The organism is Bacillus sp. ISL-7 (genome assembly GCF_018613065.1).
In genome coordinates this window covers 112,308-130,404 of sequence record NZ_JAGGQW010000021.1, presented here as the reverse complement: position 1 = coordinate 130,404, position 18,097 = coordinate 112,308, and the positions used below count along the sequence as shown (strand labels likewise).

At 38.2% G+C, this 18,097-nt stretch carries 17 protein-coding genes, 2 pseudogenes and 2 riboswitches; of the genes and pseudogenes, 12 read left to right on the top strand and 7 right to left on the bottom strand.

Going from position 1 to position 18,097, the window contains the following annotated elements:
- Window positions 1–133 precede the first annotated feature (133 nt).
- The 4 genes and pseudogenes from J7E66_RS06355 to J7E66_RS06340 all read right to left on the bottom strand — a co-directional run.
- Window positions 134–1,927, bottom strand: a pseudogene (locus tag J7E66_RS06355) (vitamin B12-dependent ribonucleotide reductase); the annotation flags it as partial.
- Between the two features lie 50 nt (window positions 1,928–1,977).
- Window positions 1,978–2,850 (bottom strand): LAGLIDADG family homing endonuclease, encoded by an 873-nt coding sequence (locus J7E66_RS06350; protein WP_214998526.1) that lies wholly within the window; start codon window positions 2,848–2,850, stop codon window positions 1,978–1,980.
- 226 nt (window positions 2,851–3,076) lie between these two features.
- A pseudogene (locus J7E66_RS06345) lies at window positions 3,077–3,865 on the bottom strand (ribonucleotide reductase N-terminal alpha domain-containing protein); the annotation flags it as partial.
- Window positions 3,866–4,207: 342 nt separating this feature from the next.
- The gene (locus J7E66_RS06340; protein WP_214998524.1) at window positions 4,208–5,044 is read right to left on the bottom strand and encodes a lipoate--protein ligase family protein; all 837 of its coding nucleotides are present in this window, start codon (window positions 5,042–5,044) and stop codon (window positions 4,208–4,210) included.
- Between the two features lie 193 nt (window positions 5,045–5,237).
- On the opposite strand from J7E66_RS06340, the gene J7E66_RS06335 reads away from it, so the two are divergent.
- Window positions 5,238–5,621 carry a rhodanese-like domain-containing protein gene (locus J7E66_RS06335; protein ID WP_214998523.1) on the top strand — a complete coding sequence of 128 codons (384 nt, stop codon included), beginning with the start codon at window positions 5,238–5,240 and terminating at the stop codon, window positions 5,619–5,621.
- 101 nt (window positions 5,622–5,722) lie between these two features.
- Here J7E66_RS06335 and gcvPB read toward each other — a convergent pair whose 3' ends face one another.
- Genes gcvPB through gcvT form a run of 3 tightly spaced genes read right to left on the bottom strand, consistent with a single transcriptional unit; the run spans window position 5,723 to window position 9,647 of the window.
- On the bottom strand, window positions 5,723–7,183 hold the full coding sequence (gene gcvPB, locus J7E66_RS06330; protein ID WP_214998522.1) for an aminomethyl-transferring glycine dehydrogenase subunit GcvPB: 1,461 nt from the start codon (window positions 7,181–7,183) through the stop codon (window positions 5,723–5,725).
- Window positions 7,176–8,522, bottom strand: a complete 1,347-nt coding sequence (gcvPA, locus tag J7E66_RS06325) for an aminomethyl-transferring glycine dehydrogenase subunit GcvPA (RefSeq protein WP_214998521.1) — start codon at window positions 8,520–8,522, stop codon at window positions 7,176–7,178. The genes gcvPB and gcvPA overlap by 8 nt, the downstream gene beginning before the upstream one ends.
- An 18-nt stretch (window positions 8,523–8,540) precedes the next feature.
- Window positions 8,541–9,647, bottom strand: a complete 1,107-nt coding sequence (gcvT, locus tag J7E66_RS06320; RefSeq protein ID WP_214998520.1) for a glycine cleavage system aminomethyltransferase GcvT — start codon at window positions 9,645–9,647, stop codon at window positions 8,541–8,543.
- Window positions 9,648–9,732: 85 nt separating this feature from the next.
- Window positions 9,733–9,812: riboswitch (glycine riboswitch) on the bottom strand.
- 3 nt (window positions 9,813–9,815) lie between these two features.
- A riboswitch (glycine riboswitch) is annotated at window positions 9,816–9,903 on the bottom strand.
- A 177-nt stretch (window positions 9,904–10,080) separates the two neighbouring features.
- Here gcvT and J7E66_RS06315 point away from each other — a divergent pair.
- The 11 genes from J7E66_RS06315 to J7E66_RS06265 all read left to right on the top strand — a co-directional run bounded on the left by J7E66_RS06315 (window position 10,081) and on the right by J7E66_RS06265 (window position 18,025).
- A complete protein-coding gene (locus J7E66_RS06315) occupies window positions 10,081–11,769 on the top strand; it encodes a DEAD/DEAH box helicase (protein WP_214998519.1) in 1,689 nt (562 codons plus the stop codon).
- A complete protein-coding gene (locus J7E66_RS06310; RefSeq protein WP_214998518.1) occupies window positions 11,747–12,538 on the top strand; it encodes a YqhG family protein in 792 nt (263 codons plus the stop codon). The genes J7E66_RS06315 and J7E66_RS06310 overlap by 23 nt, the downstream gene beginning before the upstream one ends.
- A 128-nt stretch (window positions 12,539–12,666) precedes the next feature.
- Window positions 12,667–13,749: a competence type IV pilus ATPase ComGA gene (gene comGA, locus J7E66_RS06305; protein ID WP_282599549.1), complete on the top strand. Its 1,083-nt coding sequence runs from the start codon at window positions 12,667–12,669 to the stop codon at window positions 13,747–13,749.
- The gene (gene comGB / locus J7E66_RS06300; RefSeq protein ID WP_214998517.1) at window positions 13,736–14,767 is read left to right on the top strand and encodes a competence type IV pilus assembly protein ComGB; all 1,032 of its coding nucleotides are present in this window, start codon (window positions 13,736–13,738) and stop codon (window positions 14,765–14,767) included. Before comGA ends, comGB begins: the two co-directional genes overlap by 14 nt.
- A gap of 207 nt (window positions 14,768–14,974) precedes the next feature.
- Window positions 14,975–15,295: a competence type IV pilus major pilin ComGC gene (gene comGC, locus J7E66_RS06295; RefSeq protein ID WP_285289198.1), complete on the top strand. Its 321-nt coding sequence runs from the start codon at window positions 14,975–14,977 to the stop codon at window positions 15,293–15,295.
- Window positions 15,295–15,735: a competence type IV pilus minor pilin ComGD gene (gene comGD / locus J7E66_RS06290; RefSeq protein WP_214998516.1), complete on the top strand. Its 441-nt coding sequence runs from the start codon at window positions 15,295–15,297 to the stop codon at window positions 15,733–15,735. Before comGC ends, comGD begins: the two co-directional genes overlap by 1 nt.
- A gap of 10 nt (window positions 15,736–15,745) precedes the next feature.
- Entirely contained in the window at window positions 15,746–16,057 is a 312-nt protein-coding gene (locus tag J7E66_RS06285; RefSeq protein ID WP_214998515.1) for a hypothetical protein, read from the top strand.
- Window positions 16,005–16,481, top strand: coding sequence for a competence type IV pilus minor pilin ComGF (gene comGF, locus J7E66_RS06280; RefSeq protein WP_251032784.1), 477 nt, complete (start codon window positions 16,005–16,007; stop codon window positions 16,479–16,481). Before J7E66_RS06285 ends, comGF begins: the two co-directional genes overlap by 53 nt.
- Window positions 16,478–16,864 (top strand): competence type IV pilus minor pilin ComGG, encoded by a 387-nt coding sequence (gene comGG, locus J7E66_RS06275; protein ID WP_214998514.1) that lies wholly within the window; start codon window positions 16,478–16,480, stop codon window positions 16,862–16,864. The genes comGF and comGG overlap by 4 nt, the downstream gene beginning before the upstream one ends.
- A 47-nt stretch (window positions 16,865–16,911) precedes the next feature.
- Complete coding sequence (locus J7E66_RS06270) at window positions 16,912–17,097, top strand: YqzE family protein (RefSeq protein ID WP_088088967.1); 186 nt, start codon at window positions 16,912–16,914, stop codon at window positions 17,095–17,097.
- Window positions 17,098–17,326: 229 nt separating this feature from the next.
- A complete protein-coding gene (locus J7E66_RS06265; RefSeq protein WP_214998513.1) occupies window positions 17,327–18,025 on the top strand; it encodes a helix-turn-helix transcriptional regulator in 699 nt (232 codons plus the stop codon).
- The last annotated feature ends 72 nt before the right edge of the window (window positions 18,026–18,097 follow it).

Sequence of the window (18,097 nt, the reverse complement as noted above, 5' to 3'; positions counted from 1 at the left end):
AATTCCGACTTCGTTCTACTTCAATTAGCAAAATATGCTATATATGATGCAGTATAATGTAACTTTCAGGGACGGATATTGACCTTTATAACACAAAAAAAGGGGGATTTTCTCCCCCTCTAAAAAATACGTATTATAAACCACATTTTAATTGAGCGCCGCAGTTTGCACAGGTATTGCAACCACCCATTTCTTTTACTTTTCCAGTCCGGCAGACTGGGCAAGTGTTACCGACTTCAGAGCCGATCGTTACACTTGTTGAGCGGAGTTCACTGATTGTATCAACAAGGACAACATGCTGCTTCGGTTTTTCATTAAAAATTGATAATTGTTCATTGGTGTTTTCTTCAGCTTTTAGTGTTAGTACCTGAGAATCGCGGGAACCATCAACATAAACAGTTCCACCTTTTGCCCCGCCGCGGTACAAACGCTGATAAACTTTTTCGACCTGCTCTACACTATAACCTTTTGGTGCGTTGACAGTTTTACTGATAGAACTATCTATCCAGCGCTGGATGACACATTGAACATCCGCATGGGCTTCAGTTGAAAGCTCCATTGATGTAACAAACCAGTGCGGAAGATTGTTTTCATCTGCTTCTGGGTGCTGATCCAAGTATTCTTTCACAATATCCGCTTTTACTTCGATAAATTTACCGAGGCGTCCGCTACGGAAATAAGAGAATGAGAAATAAGGCTCAAGTCCGGTGGAAACTCCAACCATGGTCCCTGTGGATCCAGTAGGTGCCACAGTTAGTAAATGGGAATTTCTAATTCCGTTTTCTAAAATAGATTGGCGGACATCTTCAGGCATTTTTTTCATAAACCCTGTATTTATGAAGGCCTGTCTTAATCGATTGGTTTCTGATGTTGTTTCACCAGTTAAGAATGGGAAACTTCCCTTCTCTTTTGCCAATTCAATTGATGTTCTGTATGCAGTAGTTGCAATTATTTCAAATACTTGATCAACGAGTTCGTTTCCTTCTGGTGATCCATACTTCGTTTCACAATAAATCAGCATGTCATGTAAGCCCATGACTCCAAGCCCTACACGTCGTTCACCAAGCGCCTGTTTTTTATTTTCTTCCAGGAAGTACGGGGTTGCGTTGATGACATTATCCTGCATCCGTACGCCCACAGCTACTGTTTTCTTTAGCTTTTCAAAATCAACAGTTTTTGTGTCCTTATCAGCCATCTCAGCGAGATTGACAGCTGCAAGATTACAGACGGAAAATGGCGCGAGAGGCTGCTCTCCACATGGATTTGTTGCAACAACTTGTTGTCCATATGCTTTTGCATTAGTCATGTCGTTTGCGTTATCGATAAAAAATATTCCCGGTTCAGCTGAGTAGGTCGCGCAAATATTGATTAGGTTCCAAAGTTCTTTTGCTTTGAACCTTTTGTACACTCGTACTTTATGCCCTTGTTTTTCCCACTCGCGAACGTCACCAACTTTATGCCATTCTTGGTTGTAAATCTCCATTTCCTCTTGATCGTATTGTTCAACGTACGGGAAGCGGAGTTCATAGTCACTATCGGTTTCTACAGCATCCATAAATTCCTTTGTTAAACAGACAGAGATGTTCGCACCAGTAAGGAATTCTGAATTGTGGACCGTGTAATTACCGCCAGTTAATAATTTCTCTTCTGCATCTGCGATGATGTTTTCATCAAATCCACCGAACCCAGGAATGTTTTTATAATTTACAATTCCCTGGTACATTGCAGTTTCCCTTAAAGTTAGAGGGGTGAACTTTAGCTTGTCTTTAGCAAGTTTTTTAATCGTTTCATCATTTGTATTTTCAATCAAGAATCGTAGAATTCTAGGATTTTGCATCTTAGAAATAATAAATTCAATAATGTCTGGATGCCAGTCGGCCAACATGATCATTTGTGCTCCACGCTTTTTTGTTACACTCAAACATTGAGTGGCTAGGTCATTTCTGCCTAGCTCTCATGCTTTCACATGAGATCAGACTATATCATCAAGGAAGTAAACTTTTCATATTTTCGAGCAAGTTTTATATCTCCATATCTATACATTTCTTTAAAAATCAAACGAAGTTCATTAACACTGCTTAAATATAAATCCGAGCACCCCTGTTTATGTGTTATTGAATTAACGTTTTTTCCAAATCCCTTTGATTTTAAAAAAAGTAAAATTGATTTCAACATTTCAACATTGCCGGTAAAGCCCATTCTAGCTTTTAGATAACCATTTCTTTCATAAACTCTAATATGGCCATCAGCATCGAAAAATCCTCTTAAAAAGGCCCAATTAAGATTATCATCATAAAAATTAGTCCATTTTTCTTTGCCTGTTTTCCTTGGGCTTATTCCAAGATTAATTAAATCGTTACACATTTTTGTTGAATTTATCGCTAAAGAATACTTGTTTTGTTCATTGTCTTTATTTTTCTTTCGAAACTTAACAGCACCAAGTATGTTAAATTCTTTAGCAATATCATAAATAAGCTGTTTATCTTCTTCTGCCAAAGCTATAATTAATCGCTTTGATTTTCCGCGATCATATATTGTTCCATCACCAGTAATATAACCCAATAAATAAGCCTGGTTCGGATTTATAATTTTTGCGAAGAAGTTTTCATCATATCTATGAATTTTATTTTTGAGCTTACCTGCTTCTCCAGGGGATCTGGATTCAATAAAGCTAAGCTCATCATTCCAACGTTTAATTGTACCACGATTTAATTTTAATTTTTTGGCAATGTCTACTTGGCTAAAACCACTATTATGGAGATTAATAATTTCTCGTATTAACACTTCCTTGTCTCGCGCCCCATAACGACGTTTCCGTACATTATGGCTTACTCCTCCCATTTCTCCCATACAAAATTCACACCTTTTTTTGTGTAAAGTTTTAAGTAAGAATTAGGGAGTTTCAATAGTCGTTGAACGTTCATCTCCGTTTCCAGAGACGCTTCGCTGCTGATTGCCCAATCCTTATCATTTTCAAACCTTCACGCTCACCGTTACCAGTCACGTTGTGGTTGATAAAGCTCTAAGGGTGTTCCAGCAATTCACGAGATTTTAATCCCGCCGTTGGAGTTAGTTAACGGGATCCGCCTTGCTCAACCAAATGAGTCAATTTCGCAATATCATCCAGCCATGAAACCGATCCAGATGATTTACCATTTACGCCTCTAGCCAGTGTATTTCTCGGTCTCAGCGTCGAGCCATTTGTTCCAACACCGCCGCCTCGGCTCATAATCTCCATTACCTGCTTACGATGATCAGAGATACCTTCACGAGAGTCAGGAACAAACGGCATTACATAGCAATTAAAGTATGTTACATCAGTATCTGCCCCAGCTCCGTAAAGAACACGTCCTGCAGGAATGAAGTTCATATTAACAAGCTCTTGATAAAACCTCTCAGTCCATTCTCTTCGCTTCTCTTCCGTCTTTTCTACAGAAGCAAGACCAGTAGCATTACGCTTCGCAATTTGCTCATAGAAGAGCTCCAAAGGCTTCTCAATTACATCTAAGGATCTGACTATCACACCCGTACTAGCTTCCTCAGGATCATCGAGTACTCCCCTGAATTCCTCTTCGACTAAAACTTTCGCTTTTTTCTTTTCCCAGTCTATTTCCATAATGTAACCAAGACCACGAGCTGGAAATTTCGGATCTTCTTTAATAGTTAAAACAACAAAGTCGCCGTTTGTAAGAGTAATTTTTGCAGTATCTTTAAAGGTATAGCGGTCCAACATGACCAAACGAGAAACACCCTTGTGAGTTATTTTCATATCTGGGGTAACTGGATGCACCTGGGGGAATAATTGAATATCCTCATTCAACCTTTCAAAATCAATATTCATTGTTTGTCTAAAAACTACAGACATTAGAACAACTCCTTCTAAAATAAAAATCCACCTATTGTGCTAAATCTAGCAGGTTTACGCTATATCTAGTTGGTTTGTATTTTTAGGTTATCATAGCCCACCTGAATAAATCAACTAAATATCAATATATAGTACCGAAAATATTTTCGACACCACTATATATTGTATGTCAAGCAAACTATAATTATTTTGTCAAACTTAAAAAATAATAGAATTAAAAGTAATCAATAGCTTTTAATAGATTTTCGTCAGAAAACAGGAAAATTCAACAAATTTCGCAGTTTGCTTCTTTACATTAATCGTTAAGGCAACAAAAAAAGACGGCGAATTCGCCGTTACTAATTATCTTTTATAATTCCATTCATCACTTTCATAGCGATCTTTTGCAATCTTTTCAACATAAGCTAGTTCTTCTTCGGTTAATTGATAAGTTTCAAGCTCAATATTTAGGCCCTCAGCAAAGCCTTTATAAAAAGCTTCCTTTGCTTCCTCAAGTGAAATCCTTCTTGGACTAATGTTGTTGATAGCAACCGCTTTATCCTTAAATGCTTTTCTCATACGTTCCTTAACTCTCTCACTTGGATATTTAAATAAACTAAATAGCTTATCTTCATCTAAATCTAACAGAATGGAGCCGTGCTGTAGAATTACACCCTTTTGTCTCGTTTGTGCACTGCCGGCAACCTTCCTGCCTTCCACCACAAGCTCATACCAGCTTGGAGCATCAAAGCATACTGCAGAGCGAGGGTTTTTCAATGCATCCCGTTCTTCTGCTGTTTTTGGGACAGCAAAATATGCCTCAAGTCCTAAATGGTGAAAACCTTTTAAAATCCCTTCAGAAATTACTCGGTATGCCTCTGTAACAGAATTAGGCATTTCTGGATGTTCTTCAGAAACGATGACACTATAGGTAAGTTCATGCTCGTGCAGAACGCCACGTCCTCCTGTAGGTCTTCTTACGAAACCTAATTGGTGAGCCTTAACTGCTTCCATATCAATTTCTTTCTCTACCTTTTGAAAATATCCTACTGATAGCGTTGCCGGATCCCAGCCATAGAAACGAATCACTGGAGGAAATTTCCCTTCACTATGCCAATCGAGTAACGCTTCATCTAAAGCCATATTAAAAGATGGTGAACTATTTCCAGTATCAATAAAACGCCAAACTTCTTTTTTCATTCTAAAACCTCATTTTTTTATAATTATATCGTAATTAAGTCTACCAAAATCTGATATAGATTCAAAATAAGATGTTTCTGCTATAATTATTTAGGCAATATCAAAAGATTTTTTTGCATTCATCTTTATCTTTATCGGATTGACTTATATAATAAATACTAGTGCAGGAAAGCTTGAAAGGAGCAAAAAGAAATTGAGTTCACTTTATCCATTATTAATCATCATTGTAGCAGTTATCATTTATTCCGTTTTTACATTTTTCTATCAGAAAAGAATTGTTAAAACGGTAACAGAAGAAGACTTCCGTGCGGGGTACAGAAAGGCACAACTAATAGATGTTCGTGAAGCAAACGAATTCGAAGGCGGCCATATTTTAGGAGCACGTAATATCCCAATGTCGCAAATGAAAATGCGTATGAAAGAAATCCGTTCTGATATGCCAGTATATTTGTATTGCCAGAGTGGAATGCGCAGTGCACGTGCAGCCCAATTCTTACACCGAAAAGGCTATCGAGACCTTACTCAGCTACAAGGCGGGTTCAAAAAATGGTCAGGTAAAGTAAAAACTAAGAAATAAGATACCATTAAAGGTTCCGGATTCGGAGCCTTTTTAAATTTCAAAAACTGCTACACAAGATAAAAGGTCAGATTATTTTTCGAATCTGACCTTTCCTTTTATTAAGCTTCTTGGTATTTCAAAATTGGTTTACGGGCTGCTTTTGTTTCGTCCATCCGGCCAACCACTGTTGTATGTGGTGCTTCTTGAACGATTTCTGGATTTTCTTCCACTTCTTTAGCAATTTGGATCATAATATCGATGAACGAATCCAGTGTCTCTTTTGATTCGGTCTCTGTCGGTTCGATCATAATACACTCTTCCACATTTAATGGGAAGTAAATGGTTGGTGGGTGGTAGCCAAAATCAAGCAGACGTTTCGCAATATCCAATGTACGAACGCCTAATTTTTTCTGACGTCTTCCACTGAGTACAAATTCATGCTTACAATGTCTATCAAATGGTAGATCATAATATTCAGCAAGCCTTCTCATCATGTAGTTCGCATTTAATACAGCGTACTCTGTTACCGCTTTTAAGCCATCTGGTCCCATCGAGCGGATGTATGTGTAAGCACGAACATTGATACCGAAGTTTCCGTAATATGGCTTCACACGGCCAATTGATTGCGGGCGGTCATAATCAAGGACATATTCTTCGCCTTGCTTTGTGATAATCGGTTTCGGTAAGAACGGGATAAGGTCTGCCTTCACCCCGACAGGACCGGAACCAGGGCCACCACCGCCATGTGGGCCAGTGAATGTTTTATGAAGATTTAAGTGAACAACATCAAATCCCATATCTCCAGGTCTTGCTTTTGAAAGAACTGCATTTAAGTTTGCTCCATCATAATAAAGCTTACCACCGGCTTCATGGACAATTTCAGCCAATTCAAGAATGTTTTCTTCAAATAGTCCAAGCGTATTCGGGTTGGTTAACATTAATGCAGCAGTATCTTCGCCAACAACCCTTCTTAAATCTTCAAGGTCGACAAGACCATGTTCATTTGATTTAACGGTAATTGTTTCTAGACCAGCAATCGTAGCGGAAGCTGGGTTCGTACCATGAGCAGAATCAGGGACGATTACTTTTGTACGGTTCATATCACCGTTAGCCTCATGATAAGCACGGATCATCATTAAACCTGTCCATTCCCCATGAGCCCCTGCCGCAGGTTGCAAGGTCACTTCATCCATACCTGTTATTTCGATTAAATGCTCCTGCAAATCGTATAAAAGTTCAAGAGCACCTTGAACAGAGCTTTCATCTTGCAGCGGATGTACATGTGCAAATCCGTTAAAACGCGCTACATTTTCGTTGATTTTCGGATTATATTTCATCGTACACGAGCCTAGTGGATAGAATCCTGAATCGACGCCATGATTTCTCCTCGAAAGGGCAGTGTAGTGGCGCATAATATCAAGCTCCGAAACTTCAGGAAGTTCAGGCTCTTCTGTACGAAGGTAACCATCAGGAAGGAGACCGCTGAGATCTAGTTCCGGTACATCCATTTCCGGCAGGCTGTAGCCGATGCGTCCTGGTGTGCTAAGTTCAAAAATGAGTGCCTGGTCTTGATTATGCATGGAAATCCCCCAATTCTTTCACTAGAGTATCAATTTCTTCCTTCGATCTTTGTTCTGTTACAGCAATCAGCATATGGTTAGCCAGTTCTGAATAATCACGCCCTAGATCATAGCCCCCGATTATTCCTTTTTGTAAAAGGTTTTGATTGATTTCTTTTACAGGCTTAGTTAATTTCACAACGAATTCATTGAAGGAATGGCCATCATAACCAACTTCAAAGCCAGCTTCCTTGAAAGCGTTTTTCGCATAATGAGCTTTTTGCAAGTTGGCCGCAGCCATTTCCCTGACACCCTTTTTACCAAGTGCGGTCATCGCTACAGATGCAGCGAGGGCATTTAATGCCTGATTGGAGCAAATATTTGATGTAGCCTTATCACGTCGGATATGCTGTTCACGTGCTTGCAGTGTTAAGACAAAACCACGGCGCCCTTGATCATCCGTTGTCTGTCCAACAAGACGGCCTGGAACTTTCCGCATTAACTTAGTAGTGACAGCAAAATATCCGCAGTGCGGTCCGCCAAAGGCAGTTGGGATCCCAAATGGCTGCGCATCACCAATAACGATGTCAGCACCAAATTTACCTGGAGGTGTTAATACCCCAAGGGACAGTGGGTTACTTGAAACAACAAACATGGACTTATTTGCATGAATGATTTCCTCAAGCTCTTTTAACGGCTCGACTCTCCCAAAGAAGTTTGGATATTGGACGATAACGGCTGCAACATCTTCATTAACAAGTCCTTTTAATGCGTCTAGATCTGTTACACCATCTTTGACTGGCACTTCAATCACATTAAGGTACTGACCCTTTGCATAAGTTTTAAGAACATCACGTGATTCTGGATGTACAGCACTGGAAACAACTATTGTTTTTCGTTTGGTATGGCCTGCACTAAGCATCGCTGCTTCAGCAAGTGCAGTTCCGCCATCATACATCGACGAGTTGGCAACATCCATTCCAGTTAACTCACAAATCATTGTTTGGAATTCAAAGATAGCTTGAAGTTCACCTTGTGAAATTTCTGGCTGATAAGGTGTATAAGCTGTGTAAAATTCTGATCTAGAAATAACATGGTCGACAATTACAGGCATGTAATGGTCATAAACACCTGCACCTATAAAAGATACGTTTCTTTTCAGGTCAGCGTTCCGACTAGCCATCTTAAAAAGTTCTTTCATTAAGTCCGTTTCAGACTTTGCCGCTTTTATATTGTACTCACCCTTAAATCTTACTTTCTCAGGAATATCGCTAAACAGTTCATCAATAGAGGAAACACCAATTGCCTCAAGCATAGTCTTCTTATCTTGTTCAGTCATAGGTAAATAGCGATGTTTCATAAACCTAACTCCCTTCTCTTATTTCTTTTCTTTTTTATAAAAAGGTGTTGGAACTACAGTAGCTTTTAAACGTTTGCCGCGAATTTCAACCTCAACTTCGGATTCAAGACCCGCAAATTCTGCATTGATTAGGGCAAGACCAATATTTCTCTTTAACGTGGGTGATTGCGTTCCAGTTGTAACCTCACCAATTAACTGATCACCTTTATAAACAGGGTAGCCATGACGCGGAATCCCACGATCAATCATTTCGATTCCAACCAATTTTCTTGTTAAGCCCTTTTCTTTTTGTTGGATCAACGCTTGTTTCCCGATAAAGTCATCTTCTTTGTTTAATTTCACAGCGAAGCCAATTCCAGCTTCAAGTGGTGAAATTTCTGGAGATAGTTCTTGACCATAAAGCGCTAAAACTGCTTCAAAGCGAAGTGTGTCGCGTGAACCTAATCCACAGGGGATTACTCCATCTTCTTTACCTGCAGTTAAAATGTCTCTCCAAAGGTCAACAACATCTTCTGCATCGCAATATACTTCAAAGCCATCTTCACCAGTATAACCAGTTCTTGATACAAGTGCCTTTTTCCCATTTAGGATTACATCTTGTTGGAATTTGAAAAAGCCAATTTGGCTTAAATCATTATCTCCCGCAAGCTTTTGCAATACTTTTTCCGCAAGTGGTCCCTGGATAGCCAGCTGTGCTGTTTTTTCCGATAAATTTTCTAAAGAGACATCACCAGATAAATGGTCTTCAAGCCATTTGTAATCTTTTTCAATATTTGACGCGTTTACTACTAAAAGGTAATGATTGTCTTCAATCTTATATACAAGCAGGTCATCAACAGTACCGCCATTTTCATAACACATGGCGGTGTACTGGGCACCTCCATTCTTTACTTTTGAAATGTCATTAGTCATCATTTTTTGTAAAAATGCTAAGCTATTAGTGCCTTTTACTTCTACTTCACCCATATGGGAAACATCAAATAATCCTGCACTAGAGCGAACAGCTTCATGCTCTTCTTTAATGCTAGAGAATTGGACCGGCAGTGCCCAGCCACCAAAATCAATAGTTTTTCCACCCCATTCTTTATACACATCAAAAAGTGGAGTTCGTTTTAATTCAGACATCTTAATCCCCCTTCAATCTTTGGCGAAAATTATTCATTAGATAATATAAAAAAGGACAGAGACCTCCTATGAAACGTAAGAAGGTCTCTGTCCTTGCACCTGAAAGTTTACCTAAAAAGGCTTTCCCCTTTGGTGGCTGCTTAAAGCTAGCAGCGCTCTCCAGAGCTGCGTCCTACAAGAGTTCTTTTGCCTGAGAGATTCACATTTCTGCTTGCTCCTTCGGCGCTACATAAGTAGTCTCTCCCCTTGTTATCATTCGCATTATAATATTATCTAAACTGGTCATACTAATTATACTTATAAAATAAATTACCTTATTAAAATATTTAAAACATTCAAAGCTATTATCATCCTACCATTAAAATAATACATTGAGCAATAACTTTATTAGAAAAGCAAAAAGCTGGAAATTGAACAAAAAGGAGTTGGAACCATGTCGATCGAAATTGAATTTGATTCCTCTTGGAAGGATGATTTTTTACATAGAATTGAAAACGATGGTCCATGGGGGAATTGGGAACTTTTTAAACTAGCAATTGGAGTTGAAAAACATCTCGTCATTCCAGATTTCATGGGTTTATTAGCACCTAGCCATTTACCCAATCTAACCCCACTTCCTCACCAGCTTGAAACAGCAAAACAAGTAATTGAAAACATGAATGGGAAAGCCATCCTTGCCGATGAAGTAGGACTCGGAAAAACGATTGAGGCCGGGCTCATTCTAAAAGAATATATGATTCGTGGATTGGTAAAAAAGGTATTGATTCTTGTCCCTGCATCCTTAGTTACTCAATGGTCGATGGAGTTGAATAGCAAATTTTTCATTCCAGCCATTTCACAAAGGAAAAGCTATGTGTGGGAACAGTGTGATGTTGTCGTTTCGTCAATTGATACGGCCAAACGAAATCCTCATCGAGACATCATTTTCAAGCAGGACTATGACCTTATTATCATTGATGAAGCCCATAAACTTAAAAATAACAAAACAAAAAATTACGAATTTGTCCAAAATCTGAAAAAGAAATTTTGTTTACTATTGACGGCAACGCCCATTCAAAACCGTATCGAGGAAATTTTTAATCTGGTTTCATTATTAAAACCAGGACATTTAGGCAGCGAAACGACATTCTTTGAAAAATACAAACGAGATGCACGTTCATTAAATGATGATGAGCATTTAAAAGAATTAGTAAACAAGGTTATGATTCGGAACCGGCGGGCAGATACAGGCATTGAGTGGACGAAAAGGCATGTGGAAACCATTCCGATTGAATGCACTCAAGAGGAGAAAGATCTTTATGAGTCAATTACGGAATTAAAGAATGAGGGGAATTGGGCACAGGCAAGTTCATTCTCCGTAATGACATTACAGCGTGAGGCATGCAGCAGTAGAGAAGCAGTTTTTTATACATTAAAAAATATGCTGCAAAAAAAGGAAAATCCAACCCCAGCTTTCGAAGAACAAATTCAGTATTTAATAACAAAAGTCGAAGCTGTCCAGAAGAATTCAAAAGCGGAAAAAGCATTAGAATTAATTCAAAAAGTAAATGATAAAGTGATTATTTTTACAGAATACCGAGCAACACAAATGTACCTCCAATGGTATTTAAAACAGCATGGAATTTCATCTGTCCCTTTTCGGGGCGGCTTTAAGCGTGGAAAAAAGGACTGGATGAGAGAATTATTCCAAAAGCATGCTCAAGTCCTTATTGCAACTGAAGCAGGCGGTGAAGGAATTAACCTTCAATTTTGTAATCATATAATTAACTTTGATTTGCCATGGAATCCAATGAGGCTCGAACAACGAATTGGTCGTATCCATCGTCTGGGCCAGGAAAAGGATGTCATGATTTATAATTTTGCGATAAAAAATACTGTCGAAGAACATATTTTGAAGCTTCTTTATGAGAAAATACATTTATTTGAAAAAGTAATTGGTGAACTTGACGATATATTAACAAAGTTGGAATTTGGCAATATAGAAGACCATTTAATCGATATTTTTGGACAATCCTCATCCGAAGGCGAAATGCGAATTAAAATGGAAAATTTATCATCAATGATTGAATTTGCTCAGGACATGAAGAAGGGAGATTCCCATGCAGCAGCAGGAAATTCATAACTTTTTATTGAACTATTTTCAGGCTAATGACTGTGCAATTGTGGCGAATAATCCAGGCTATTTGACTGTTCAGTTAACAGTTGAACTTGATAAGGAATTAATGAATCGTCCTTTTTACTGGCACTATTTAGAAAAGACGGGCGGAATTCCAAACCCGATGAAATTAACATTTATTACGAATCAAGATGCCGCTCCTGAAAATATAAAGGGGGAAATCATTCATTTTGGTTCACCTCGGCTTCATCAAATTTTTACTTCGACGAAAAATTTAGCCAGCTATATCCGACTTTATGAAAATCATCGGAATCAAAACAAGCAAACTCCTTTATTACCATGGCTTTGTATGAATGTTAAAATCTCCTATCAATGTGACCGTAAGCGGGATATTTTCAAATCAATCGGCTTACAACTCATTAACGGAAAAATGGTTGAAGATTTCCATGACAGGCTGCTTGAAATATCGTTAACACCAAAAATACCTGATTACTCCTTTACTTTGTCACCTTTAGTGAAACCTCAAAGCGGGATGATGAGAGTTGAAACCTATCTTACATCCATCATTGAGAAGGATGACCACTCTTGGGCAATAGATGCGCGAGAACGTTGGGATAAAGATTTACGTCTCTTGAATCATTTTTACGAAGATGTTGAAGATGAAAATGAAAACTTTGAAACCGAAAAATTGGCTCTAAAGGAACAGTACGAACCAAAAATCTCAATATCCTTCATCAATGGCGGCCTCTTTTATCTCACTGAAAAAGCAATATAAGGGACAGGGTGTCAGGCACCATGTGAAATTTTCACATGGTGCCTGACACCCTTAAAAATATTTTTTGAAAATAAAGAAGGATAAGGAGGAACCTTGTCGAATATTATCCAAAGAAAATTGAAAAGGCGGTGGTACTTATTGTTAGCGAGATAGAAATTTTAGCAAATCGAATCATTACAGATGCTGCACGAAACCAGGCAACAGATATTCACATTATCCCAAGGAAGAGGGACACACTCGTCCAAATCCGATTAACCAACAAGTTAATTCCTCGACTATCCCTTCCAAAAGATGAATGCGACAGATTAATTTCACATTTTAAATTCACAGCCAATATGGATATCGGAGAAAGAAGACGACCACAAAGTGGTTCCATTTTTTGTGAAGTTGACGGAAATTTAATGGGGCTCAGGCTTTCCACACTCCCGTCTAATAACAGAGAGAGCCTTGTCATCCGGCTATTACCACAGCAAGAACAAATTCCTTTTCACCAACTTTCACTCTTCCCAGCAATGACCCGAAAACTTCTTGCCCTTCTCAAACACGCTCATGGATTAATAATTTTTACCGGGCCGACGGGCAGCGGAAAAACGACTACTCTCTATTCCCTTTTAAATGAAACCGCCCACTTATTTCATCGTAATGTCATTACACTCGAAGATCCCATTGAAAAAAACTATGACTCAGTCCTGCAGATCCAAGTCAATGAAAAAGCAGGCGTCACCTATGCAGCCGGACTAAAGGCAATTCTTCGTCATGATCCTGACATAATAATGGTCGGTGAAATTAGAGATGCTGAGACCGCAAAGATTGCGGTAAGGGCTGCATTAACAGGCCATCTAGTGCTTTCCACGATGCATACCCGTGATGCGAAGGGAGCGGTTTATCGCCTGCGTGAATTTGGAGTGAATTGGTTAGAGGTCGAGCAGACACTTATTGCCATTACTGCCCAAAGGTTGGTTGAACTTACCTGCCCTTTTTGCGAAGGAGAGTGTTCACCTATTTGTTATTCCTATGGCAGATGGAAACGCGCCAGTGTATTTGAACTTTTATCCGGACGAAATTTACACGCAGTAATGAAAGCTGCTCAAGGAGAAAAAATAGAAATTCGTTACCGAATGATAAAAGATGTAATTAATAAGGGCATTGCACTTGGATATATTCAAGAATCTGAATATGAACGATTGGTGTATAACGATGAAACGGTCTAAATGGTCAGTGAATGAACAAGCAAATTTCTTGAGAAGAACCGGTGAACTATTGGTAAGGGGATATCCAATTGCTCTAGCAATTGAATCCATAGCATTACAATTACCGTCAAAACGAAAGGAGGATTTAAATGGATGCTTAGAAGAGTTGAAAAAGGGTTTACCGTTTCATGATGCATTAAATAATCTTGGTTTCAACAAAGACTTAGTCGGTTACGTCTATTTCGCGGAGCAGCATGGCAGCTTTGCTGATGCTCTGTTAGAAGGAAGTGATCTTGCCCTATTAAAAGATAAAGACCTACACAAGTTGCTCAAGTTGCTTCAGTATCCAATGGTGCTTTTAGTTATTACAGGATTTCTATTTATATTTATAGAAAATACATTGCTGCCAAGGTTCACCACTCTTTTTTCATCGCTTGGTCTGGAAGCAAATTTTTTCACAAATGTCATTTATGCTTTTGATCAATACTTCCCAACTGTTATCGGTACCCTGCTTCTGATCCTAATTTTGGGAGCCGCTTATTATCTTCTCTTTTTTAGAAAACTCTCCGTCCTCAAACAAAGGTCACAACTTGTTCGAATACCTTTTGTTGGCAGGATCCTCAAATTGCTGTTTACCCACTACTTTTCCATTCAACTTAGCTTTCTCTTATCCGGTGGATTATCAGTTTCCGAAGCCTTACAACTATTTGAACAGAATCTCAGGCATCCTTTTTACAGTCACTTAGCTAAAACAATTAAAACTAAGCTAATTACCGGAGAAAAGTTGGAGACAATTTTAGCGTCTCTGTCGTTTTTCGAAAAAGAATTTCCGATGATTGTAAAACACGGCCAAGAAAATGGAAAATTGGAGCAGGAGTTATTATTTTTCAGTAAGCATTGTGTCACTAACATGGAGGAAATGATAGAAAAACGGTTAACAACCATCCAGCCAATTCTTTACATTTTCATTGGATTCATGGTGGTTTCGATGTATTTAGCAATTCTGTTACCCATGTTTCATCTACTGGACGGCATTTAAGAAAAGCGCAAGCGCCCGTTTAGCGGCGTATGGACTGGAGCGCTCCAACTGAGATAAAGGAAACACGGAGAGCGGAGCGATTCGATGTTGACTTATCGTAGGGCGGAGAGCGAAGTTCACTAGCCGCTGGGCGCTGGAGCTGGACAGTTATCTAAGTTCAAAAACTTATACTTTTTTATCTTATAAAAAAAATGGAGGTTATTAAAAATGATGAAAAATGAAAAAGGCTTTACTTTAATTGAAATGATGATCGTCATGCTCGTAATTTCGGTCTTGTTAATTATCACAATTCCAAACGTTGCCAAACATAATTCTAACATCAACAATAAAGGCTGTGATGCCTATGTTAAAATGGTTCAGGCACAAGTTCAGGCTTATGAAATGGATAAGAATAAAGTACCAACTATCGCGGAACTAAAAGCAGAAGGATATATAAAGGGGGACGCTAAAGGTTGTCCAAACGGAAAGACAGTTGAAATAGATTCTGAAGGTACGGTATCAGCTGTTGCATCAGTAACCACTCCATAATGAATACGCATCAAAAAGGCTTTACATTAATTGAGTCCTTGTTAGTTCTCTCCATCTTCATGATTATCTCCTCAATTACAGTTTTCTCCTTAAAACCACAGCACTCAGTAATGGAGGATGAGGCCTTTTTAATCCAATTAAAAGCGGACCTATATTATGCTCAACAATATGCTATCTCCCATCAGGATGAAGTATCCATTGTTTTTGTTCCAGATCAATATAGGTATTATCTATGCTTGTGGCCGGAACCAACGCCGATCGTCAATCGAAATTACAGTACAAATATTTATCTCAAAGAAGGTTCTCTCCCCTTATATTTGAAATTCCTAAGCGACGGAAATGTAAATCAGTTTGGAAACTTTTTTATCCAAACAAAAAATAAAACATATGTTATTACCTTTTTAATTGGAAAGGGTCGGTTCTATGTTAAGGAGTACTAGAGGATATTTTTTGCTTGAACTGCTTCTTTCTTTATCTGCCTGGTTAATGCTTAGTTTATTTTTACTGCCTTTATTGATTGAACTAAGAGAACAATCACGACAATTAGAATGGGAGAGCAAGGCGAGACAGCTAATGTATGAGGAACTACAGACCAAATTAATCACTAATAAAACATTTTCAAATTACACTACCATTTTGAATGGAGTTGAATACCAAATCACATGGAAAGACACCGGAGCAGCTGACCAAAAGGAGGTGTGTGTAAGAATTGAAAAAAACTCATTACAGCCTGAAACCGAAATTTGTAGGCCCCTTGAATGAAAAAGCATTTACGCTCATCGAGGTACTAATTGCTTTTTCAATTTTTACGACGATTATTTTCTTTATGACACCTGTTTTTCAAATTATCCTGACTAATAAGGACACTGAGGCATCGTTACAGGCAATGGAATGGGAAGTTTTTTCGAGCCAAATCAAAAAAGAAATAAGGCTGTCCACTCGTGCCGAAGTGATTTCCGGAAGGTTAGTTCTAACGAAGGATACTGAAACCATTCAATATGAAAAGTACGGTACTAATCTTAGGAGACGTGTGAATTCAACTGGACATGAAATAATCCTCCAAAATGTTTCACAATATTCGTTCACCATTATAAACAATGCAGTCAAAACCATCGTAACGGATCTATGGGGAAAAGAATACTCAGTTACAGCTTTTCCATTAGTAAATTCGGGGCCAGTCCCATGAAAAGTAATGAAAAAGGCTTCACTTACCCACTTACCTTGTGCCTGATCATCCTTTTTTTATTATTTTTCTCGGTACGTATTGAACAATTGTTATCCGATAGAAAAATGGCACATGAAACGGCTATCATCCTCCAAGAGGAGTACTATTTTCTATCGTCGGTAAAAAAAGTGGAAGTAATATTTCAAAAGAGTGCGATCTTACCTGTCAAGGGAACAATTAGTTTTGTTAACGGCACCATGGATTACCAAGCTGAAACTCCTACTGGATATGTCCAAAAAGTCAATTTTACTCTTCACCTTCATGCTGTTGACAAAACAGTCATTGGACGGGGATATTTTGATACAAGGACAAAAAGATTAAGTAAATGGGTCGAATTAAAATGAAGAAATATGGACATACTTGTTTATGAAAATTAAAGGCAGGTGTGTCCATGAAAACAAACGACTATGTAAAATATATGACCCAAACCATCGTGAAATACGCAGACCAACCGAAGGATGAACGAAAACGAATTCGTACAGCTCGAAAAGAAACAAAAGCTTCATTTTGGTATCGCTGGTTCGGAATTCTACCCTACATCGTTTATTTTGAAGTCAAAAAAAGACGAAAATTGTAACGAGCGGATGCTGGGTCTGCTTCGTTATTTTTCCAAAATAACTATATACCTGCTATTGACGAGAGATTATAAATGAATTTAGGCTATTTTTTTATTATATTGTTACAATATAAAGTCGCAAATTGTGAACATTTTCTAAACTTATAGTGTTAACATTGTTAACCTCATTCCTTTGTTTTTATAGCTGTATTATAATGGAATAAATTATGGGGGTTCGAGGTGAACAGTGATGGAACAAACATTAAAAATAACAAACGTTTTGTCAGATCCAACACGGTACTATATTTATCAATACATTACAAAACGTCATCAAGAAGTAACCGTTCAAGAGGTGGCGGAAAATTTTAATATTCATCCGAATGTAGCAAGATTGCATTTATCAAAGCTTGAAGATGTAAATATGTTAGCATCCGAAACCAAAAAAACAGGTAAGGGCGGCAGACCAAGTAGATTATATCGTTTATCTAACGATGTAATCCAGCTGCATTTCCCGTTTCGCGACTACATGCTTTTATCCAAAGTCGCAATCCAAACAATGATTTCGCTAGGAGAAGCAGGAAAGGAAGCCCTTTATCTAACCGGAAAACGTTTTGGTACAGAAGTGATTGAACAAGAAAAGGCAAAAAGGGCATTTGGTGAGGAATTAGAATTTGAGCAAAAGCTAATAATATTAAAAAGCGCAGCAACACTTGCAGGTTTTTATCCAGAATTTGAAGTAAACGGTGAGAAAACAAAAATCTATTTCCAAATTTTCAATTGTCCATTTAAAGAAGTGGCAGAAGAACATTCGGAAACAGTTTGCAGTATGCACCATGAATTTCTAAAGGGAATGTTTGGTGCACTATTTGAATCCGTTGAGTTGATTGAAAAAGATAATATTATTTCTGGCTGCGAAACTTGTTCATATCAAGCGCTGGTTACAAACTAATTCGAAACCATTATTTACATTATGCCTCCTTTTCCTTATAATATTGTAATGATGGTATCGTAGGGAAAAAGG

Bases quoted from the DNA above. Each gene is read 5' to 3' on its own strand.
- J7E66_RS06350 (WP_214998526.1), bottom strand. From the start codon at position 2,850: ATGGGAGAAATGGGAGGAGTAAGCCATAATGTACGGAAACGTCGTTAT.
- J7E66_RS06340 (WP_214998524.1), bottom strand. From the start codon at position 5,044: ATGAAAAAAGAAGTTTGGCGTTTTATTGATACTGGAAATAGTTCACCA.
- gcvPB (WP_214998522.1), bottom strand. From the start codon at position 7,183: ATGCATAATCAAGACCAGGCACTCATTTTTGAACTTAGCACACCAGGA.
- gcvPA (WP_214998521.1), bottom strand. From the start codon at position 8,522: ATGAAACATCGCTATTTACCTATGACTGAACAAGATAAGAAGACTATG.
- gcvT (WP_214998520.1), bottom strand. From the start codon at position 9,647: ATGTCTGAATTAAAACGAACTCCACTTTTTGATGTGTATAAAGAATGG.
- J7E66_RS06315 (WP_214998519.1), top strand. From the start codon at position 10,081: ATGTCGATCGAAATTGAATTTGATTCCTCTTGGAAGGATGATTTTTTA.
- J7E66_RS06310 (WP_214998518.1), top strand. From the start codon at position 11,747: ATGCAGCAGCAGGAAATTCATAACTTTTTATTGAACTATTTTCAGGCT.
- comGB (WP_214998517.1), top strand. From the start codon at position 13,736: ATGAAACGGTCTAAATGGTCAGTGAATGAACAAGCAAATTTCTTGAGA.
- comGC (WP_285289198.1), top strand. From the start codon at position 14,975: ATGATGAAAAATGAAAAAGGCTTTACTTTAATTGAAATGATGATCGTC.
- comGD (WP_214998516.1), top strand. From the start codon at position 15,295: ATGAATACGCATCAAAAAGGCTTTACATTAATTGAGTCCTTGTTAGTT.
- comGG (WP_214998514.1), top strand. From the start codon at position 16,478: ATGAAAAGTAATGAAAAAGGCTTCACTTACCCACTTACCTTGTGCCTG.
- J7E66_RS06270 (WP_088088967.1), top strand. From the start codon at position 16,912: ATGAAAACAAACGACTATGTAAAATATATGACCCAAACCATCGTGAAA.
- J7E66_RS06265 (WP_214998513.1), top strand. From the start codon at position 17,327: ATGGAACAAACATTAAAAATAACAAACGTTTTGTCAGATCCAACACGG.